The following is a 6296-nucleotide window of genomic DNA, read 5'->3' on the forward strand; positions in this document are numbered from 1 at the left end:
TGCGCCGCGCCCGCCCGCGCCGCGTGCGCCCGTCCTCGACACGGCCCGCGTCCCCTCGCCGCCCGCCGCGCCCCCGCGCGGACCCCGCGGCCCGCGCCGCACCGGCCTCTGGGTCGGCGGCGCGATCCTCCTGGTCCTCCTCCTCGTGGGCCTCTTCTACCTGGGCCAGCGGCTCGGATCCAGCCCCGCGCCCGGCGCCGCCCCCGTCGCCACCGCGACCGCCGAGGCCACGCCGACGCCGTCGCCCACCCCGACCGACCCCGTGCAGGGCCCGGCCGCGGCAGGCGTCCAGGCGTGGGACGCGCTGCTCGGCGGCGAGTGCATCGAGCCGTACTCGACCCCGTGGGAGGAGGAGTTCACGGTCGTCGACTGCGGCGCCGAGCACCACGCGCAGATGGTCGCGCGCGTCGCCCTGCCGCAGACCGGCGACGAGTTCCCCGGCGAGGACGCCGTGCGCGACTCCGCCGACGAGCTCTGCATCGCCGACACCGTGATCGACTACGCGGCGGCCCGCGCCTACGACGACGTGCAGTACCAGTCGGCGTACCCGATCAGCCAGGACGAGTGGGCGGCGGGCGACCGCGACGCCTACTGCTTCGTCTCGCGCGCCGGCGGCGGCACGTTCACGGGCAGCATCGGCGTGCCGCAGCCGCCCGTCGTCCCCTAGCCGGCCTTCAGACGGCTTCGACAGCCCGCCCCGCTGATCAGAGCTCGGACTCGACCGGCTCCGGATCCAGCAGCTCGGTGACGCCCGACAGCACCTCGTCGGGGCGGAACGGGTAGCGCTCGATCTCGGCCCGGTCGCTGATGCCCGTGAGCACGAGCACCGTGTGCAGGCCCGCCTCGATGCCCGCGATGATGTCGGTGTCCATGCGGTCGCCGATCATGCCGGTGCTCTCGGAGTGCGCCCCGATCTTGTTGAGGGCCGAGCGGAACATCATCGGGTTCGGCTTGCCGACGATGTACGGCTCCTTGCCCGTGGCCTTCGAGATGAGCGCGAGCACCGCGCCCGTCGCCGGCAGCACGCCCTCGGCGCTCGGGCCCGTCGCGTCGGGGTTGGTCGCGATGTAGCGCGCGCCGCCGTTGATGAGGCGGATCGCCCGCGTGATCGCCTCGAACGAGTAGTTGCGCGTCTCGCCGATGACCACGAAGTCGGGCTTCGTGTCGGTCATGATGAAGCCCGCCTCGTGCAGCGCCGTCGTGAGGCCGGCCTCGCCGATGACGAACGCGGATCCGCCGGGCATCTGCTGCTCGAGGAACGCGGCGGTCGCGAGCGCGGAGGTCCAGATCGACTCCTCGGGCACGTGCAGGCCGGAGGCGCGGAGCCGGGCCGAGAGGTCGCGCGGCGTGAAGATGCTGTTGTTGGTGAGCACCAGGAACGGCTTGCCCTGGTCCTGCCACTGCTGGATCAGCGCCGCCGCACCCGGCAGGGCCTGGTTCTCGTGCACCAGCACGCCGTCCATGTCGGTGAGCCAGCAGTCCATCTCGTCGCGCGTCGCCATGGGGTTCCCTCTCGTCGTGGGACGAGGCTACCGCCGGGGCATGCGCGGCCGCCGGGCTGTCGCGGGCGGCTTCACCGGATGTCCGCCGGGATGCCGCCCGCGCTGTCGGCCCGCCGCCGTAGGGTCGGCGCATGCACGCACTGCCTCCCGGATCCCTCCGCCTCGTCCACCTCAGCGACACCCACCTGCTCCGCGACGGCGGCCTCCACCAGGGCGTCGTCGACACGGGTGCGGCCCTCGACCGCGTCCTCGTCGAGGCCGACCGCGTCCCGCACGTCCGCCTCCTCGTCGGCTCGGGCGACCTCTCGGAGGACGGCACGCCCGAGTCGTACGCGCTCCTCCGCGACCGGCTCGTGCCGTGGACCTCGTCGCGCGGCGCGGCGCTCGTCCTCTCGCCCGGCAACCACGACGTGCGCTCCGGCTTCCGGCTGGTGCTCGGCGACGGGCACGGCGGCCCGGGCGCCGACGACGGCCGGGATCCCGCGGCCGTGCCGCCCATCGACGGCGTGACGATCGTGGACGGCTGGCGCATCGTCACCCTCGACACCTCCGTGCCCGGCAAGGGCTACGGCGCGCTGCGCGAGCAGCAGCTCGACGCGCTCCGCGAGCTGCTCGCGACCGCGGCCGAGCACGGCACGGTGCTCGTGCTGCACCACCCGCCGGTGCCCGCGCCCACGACGCTGCACGAGTCGCTGGCCCTGCAGGGCCCGGAGCGGCTGGCGGAGATCGTGCGCGGCAGCGACGTGCGCGTGATCCTCTCGGGCCACTACCACCACCACATCGTCGGCTCGCTGGCGGGCGTGCCCGTGCTGGTGGCGCCGGGCGTCGCGAACGAGACGGACGTGGCGGCGGATCCCGGCACGGAGCGCATCGTGCGCGGATCCGGGTTCCTCGTGGTCGACGTGCGGCCCGACGGCGGCGTCACGTCGGTCGTGGTGCGGGCGCACGCGGACGACGACGGCGACGAGGTCGCGGTGCTCGACGCGGAGCTGGTGCAGCGGATCATCCACGCGTCGGGGGCTCCCGCCCTGCCGTGACGACCGGGCCCGGGCATGAGGAGAGGCGGCGACCCCGTGGGTCGCCGCCTCTCCTGGCGCTGCTGGTCTGGCTCTACTTGAAGACGTCCTTGACGTCCTCGCCGGCCTTCTTGGCGGACGCGGCGGTCTGGTCCTTCTGGCCCTCGGCCTTGAGGCTCTCGTCGCCCTTGTGGTCGCCGAGCGCCTCCTTGGCCTTGCCCGCGATGTCCTGAGCAGCGTTCTTGATCTTGTCGTCGAGACCCATGATCTCCTCCTCACTGAGGCCACCGGGTGCGGCCCTCGACTGGACTGTAGGACCGAGGGCTCCTGGAAACCTGACAGGTGCGAGGTGCGTGTCCACTGAGCGAAACGCGAGGGCCGCGGACCCTCGGCCGGGTTCGTGCAAGGGCCTTCCGCCGGGCCCGGAGCCGCCCCTAGGCTCCGTGACCGTGATCCTCTTCGGGCTGCTCCCCCTCCTCGTGGCCGTGTGCGCGCTCATCGACCTCATCACGCGACCGGACGACCAGGTGAAGCACCTGCCGAAGCTCGTCTGGATCCTGCTCATCGTCTTCCTGCCGCTCATCGGCAGCATCGTGTGGTTCTGCGTCGGCCACGACTGGGACGCGCGGCGCGTGCCCGTCGGCCCGCCGGACCGGAGCGCCGCCTACGAGCGGGCCGCGGTGGCGGTGGACCGGCGCGTCCGGAGCACCGAGCAGCAGCTCGCCGACCTCGAGGAGGAGGAGCGGCACTACGCGGCCGTCGCGCGGATGCGGCAGCAGCAGGCCGAGCAGGCGGTGCGGGCCGCCCGGGCCGCGGGACCGGCGCGTGCGCCGCGGGCCATCGAGCCGGGATCCGACGCCGAGCGGTAGTCCCTCCCCAGGGCGCTGCCGCCCGCGCCCTCCCTCCGCGGGGTGACCGCGGGAGGGCGGGGTCGGAGGCGGATGGGAGCATGGCCGCATGCCCGACACCGCAACGCCGCCCTCCTCCGCCGCGACCTCCGACCTCCGGGCAGCCGCCCGCGAGCACCTCTCGCGGCTCGTCGGCGTCGCGGGCGCCGACTTCCACGACGGGCAGTTCGAGGCCATCGAGGCGCTCGTGCAGGACCGCTCGCGCGCCCTCGTCGTGCAGCGCACCGGATGGGGCAAGTCGGCCGTCTACTTCGTCGCCACCCTGCTCCTCCGCCAGCAGGGCCTCGGCCCCACGCTGCTCGTCTCGCCGCTCCTGGCGCTCATGCGCGACCAGGTCGCCGCTGCCCGCCGGGCGGGCGTCCGGGCCGTCGCCATGAACTCGAGCAACGCCCACGAGTGGGACGACCTGCTGCGCGCGCTCGACGCCGACGAGGTCGACCTCCTCCTCGTCTCGCCCGAACGGCTCAACAACCCGCGCTTCCGCGACGAGCAGCTGCCCGCGCTCCGGGCCCGGCTCGGCCTCCTCGTGGTCGACGAGGCGCACTGCATCTCCGACTGGGGCCACGACTTCCGTCCGGACTACCGGCGCCTGCGCGACCTCATCTCCTCCGTCGACGAGCGCGTGCCCGTGCTCGCGACCACGGCCACCGCGAACTCGCGCGTGGTCGCCGACGTCGAGGAGCAGCTGAGCGTCGGATCCGCGGGCGCGGGCGTCGTGGAGACCGACCGCGTGCCGGTGGTCACCATCCGCGGGCCGCTCGCCCGGCGCTCGCTGCGGCTCGGCGTGCTGCGGCTCGAGAGCAGCCGCGACCGGCTCGGCTGGCTGCTCAGCCACCTCGACGAGCTGCCCGGCAGCGGCATCATCTACGCGCTCACGGTCTCGGCGGCGCAGGACACGGCACGGCTGCTGCGCGACGCCGGCCACGCCGTCAAGGCGTACACGGGGCGGGACGACCCGGCTGACCGCGAGCAGGCCGAGGGCGAGCTGCAGCGCAACGAGGTCAAGGCGCTCGTCGCCACCAGTGCGCTCGGCATGGGCTTCGACAAGCCCGACCTCGGCTTCGTCGTGCACCTCGGGGCGCCGTCGTCGCCCGTCTCCTACTACCAGCAGGTCGGGCGCGCGGGCCGCGGGTCCGCCGACGCGGACGTGCTGCTCCTGCCCGGCCGCGAGGATCCGGACATCTGGCAGTACTTCGCCACCGCGTCCATGCCGGACGAGCAGCAGGCCGCGGCCGTCATCCAGGCGCTCGGCGAGAGCGACCGGCCGCTGTCGGTGCCCGCGCTCGAGTCGCGGGTCTCGCTCTCGCGGAGCCGGCTCGACCTCCTGCTCAAGGTGCTCGACGTCGACGGCGCCGTGCGTCGGGACACCGCGGGCTGGTCGGCCACGGGCGTCCCGTGGGTCTACGACCGCGCCCGGTACGAGCAGGTCGCCGCGGCGCGCGTGCGCGAGCAGCAGGCGATGCTCGACTACGAGACCACGCTCGGCTGCCGGATGGAGTTCCTCCAGCGCCAGCTCGACGACGACACCGCGGCGCCGTGCGGGCGCTGCGACCGGTGCGCGGGCGCGTGGTACCCGGCATCGCTGGATCAGCAGGCCTCCGCCACGGCGTCGCAGGCGCTCGACAAGGTGGGGCTCCCCATCGAGCCGCGCCTGCGCTGGCCCACGGGCGCGTCGAGCGTCGGCGTGCCGCTCAGCGGCGCCATCTCCGCGGGCGAGCAGGTCGACGAGGGCCGCGCCCTCGCACGCCTCACCGACCTCGGCTGGGGCGGGAGGCTCCGCACGGTCTTCGCCGCCGGCGCGGAGGATGCCCCCGTCGACGACGCGCTCGTCGCCGCGTGCGTGCGGGTGCTCGCCGACTGGGGCTGGGCGGAGCGGCCGCGCGCCGTCGTGCACGTGCCGTCCGCGGGGCGTCCGCAGCTCGTCGGCAGCCTGGCCCAGCGCATCGCCGAGGTGGGGCGGCTGCCGTTCCTGGGGTCTCTGGACCTCGTGGATCCGGGGGCGCCCGGGGCCGCGCGCGGCAACAGCGTCTACCGGCTGGGTCGCGTGCACCCGCGCTTCCAGGTGCCGGCGCACATCGCGGACGACCTCGCGGCGGATCCGCGTCCGGTGCTCCTCGTGGACGACCTGGTCGACACGCGATGGACGCTCACGGTCGCCGGGCGCCTGCTGCGGAAGGCCGGGGCCACGCGCGTGCTGCCGTTCGCGCTCGCGCAGCAGGGGTAGGAGGGCGGGCGCCGGCGTGGGTCAGTCGGCGGCCGACGGCACGGCGGCGCCCGGCTCCGGCTCCGGATCCGGCGACACGAAGACGGTGCCGCCGCCCGCGAGCCGCGCGCGCATCACCTCGAGGGCCTGCGGGTTCTCGTCCACCAGCACGAAGCGGCGGCCGAGCTCGCGGGCCGCGGCTCCCGTGGTGCCGGATCCGGCGAAGAAGTCGAGCACCCAGTCGCCGGGCCGGCTCGACGCCTGCACGATCCGGCGCAGCACACCGAGGGGCTTCTGGGTCGCATAGCCGGTCTTCTCGCGGCCGGTGGGGGAGACGATCGTGTGCCACCAGACGTCCGTCGGCAGCTTCCCGCGCTCGCGCTTCTCGGGGGTCACGAGGCCGGGAGCCATGTAGGGCTCGCGGTCCACGCCCTCGGAGTCGAAGCGGTAGCGGAGCGGGTCCTTCACGTAGACGAGGATCGTGTCGTGCTTGGCCGGCCACCGGCGCCGCGACTTCGCGCCGTAGTCGTAGGCCCACACGATCTCGTTGAGGAACGACCGGCGGCCGAAGAGCGCGTCGAGCACGACCTTCGCGTAGTGCACCTCGCGGTAGTCGAGGTGCAGGTAGAGCGTGCCGGTGGGATCCAGGAGGCGCCACGCCTCGATC

Annotated in this window: 7 protein-coding genes; 4 read left to right on the forward strand and 3 right to left on the reverse strand. The window is 74.5% G+C overall.

The features are described 5' to 3' along the window. On the forward strand, positions 1-667 hold a 667-nt coding region (locus tag DZG00_RS10925; protein ID WP_199689813.1), incomplete at its 5' end, for a septum formation family protein. A gap of 37 nt (positions 668-704) precedes the next feature. Here the strand turns inward: DZG00_RS10925 and DZG00_RS10930 are convergent. Beyond that, positions 705-1502 carry an HAD-IIA family hydrolase gene (locus DZG00_RS10930; protein WP_011931704.1) on the reverse strand — a complete coding sequence of 266 codons (798 nt, stop codon included), beginning with the start codon at positions 1500-1502 and terminating at the stop codon, positions 705-707. 131 nt (positions 1503-1633) lie between these two features. On the opposite strand from DZG00_RS10930, the gene DZG00_RS10935 reads away from it, so the two are divergent. Then, complete coding sequence (locus tag DZG00_RS10935) at positions 1634-2539, forward strand: metallophosphoesterase (protein ID WP_119382463.1); 906 nt, start codon at positions 1634-1636, stop codon at positions 2537-2539. A gap of 73 nt (positions 2540-2612) precedes the next feature. Here DZG00_RS10935 and DZG00_RS10940 read toward each other — a convergent pair whose 3' ends face one another. After that, the gene (locus DZG00_RS10940) at positions 2613-2783 is read right to left on the reverse strand and encodes a CsbD family protein (RefSeq protein WP_086515155.1); all 171 of its coding nucleotides are present in this window, start codon (positions 2781-2783) and stop codon (positions 2613-2615) included. Between the two features lie 178 nt (positions 2784-2961). Here DZG00_RS10940 and DZG00_RS10945 point away from each other — a divergent pair, with 178 nt between their 5' ends. Further along, positions 2962-3387 carry a PLD nuclease N-terminal domain-containing protein gene (locus tag DZG00_RS10945; protein ID WP_233549110.1) on the forward strand — a complete coding sequence of 142 codons (426 nt, stop codon included), beginning with the start codon at positions 2962-2964 and terminating at the stop codon, positions 3385-3387. 88 nt (positions 3388-3475) lie between these two features. Next, entirely contained in the window at positions 3476-5650 is a 2175-nt protein-coding gene (locus DZG00_RS10950) for a RecQ family ATP-dependent DNA helicase (RefSeq protein WP_119455619.1), read from the forward strand. A 21-nt stretch (positions 5651-5671) separates the two neighbouring features. On the opposite strand, the gene DZG00_RS10955 is transcribed toward DZG00_RS10950, so the two are convergent. Beyond that, positions 5672-6296: DNA-methyltransferase (locus DZG00_RS10955; RefSeq protein WP_147359976.1), on the reverse strand; the 625-nt coding region annotated here is incomplete at its 5' end.

It is taken from the genome of Clavibacter lycopersici (assembly GCF_003576405.1).
Taxonomy (GTDB): domain Bacteria; phylum Actinomycetota; class Actinomycetes; order Actinomycetales; family Microbacteriaceae; genus Clavibacter; species Clavibacter lycopersici.

Coding starts and splice junctions, on each gene's coding strand:
- DZG00_RS10950 (WP_119455619.1), top strand. CDS start 3,476: ATGCCCGACACCGCAACGCCGCCCTCCTCCGCCGCGACCTCCGACCTC.
- DZG00_RS10930 (WP_011931704.1), bottom strand. CDS start 1,502: ATGGCGACGCGCGACGAGATGGACTGCTGGCTCACCGACATGGACGGC.
- DZG00_RS10935 (WP_119382463.1), top strand. CDS start 1,634: ATGCACGCACTGCCTCCCGGATCCCTCCGCCTCGTCCACCTCAGCGAC.
- DZG00_RS10940 (WP_086515155.1), bottom strand. CDS start 2,783: ATGGGTCTCGACGACAAGATCAAGAACGCTGCTCAGGACATCGCGGGC.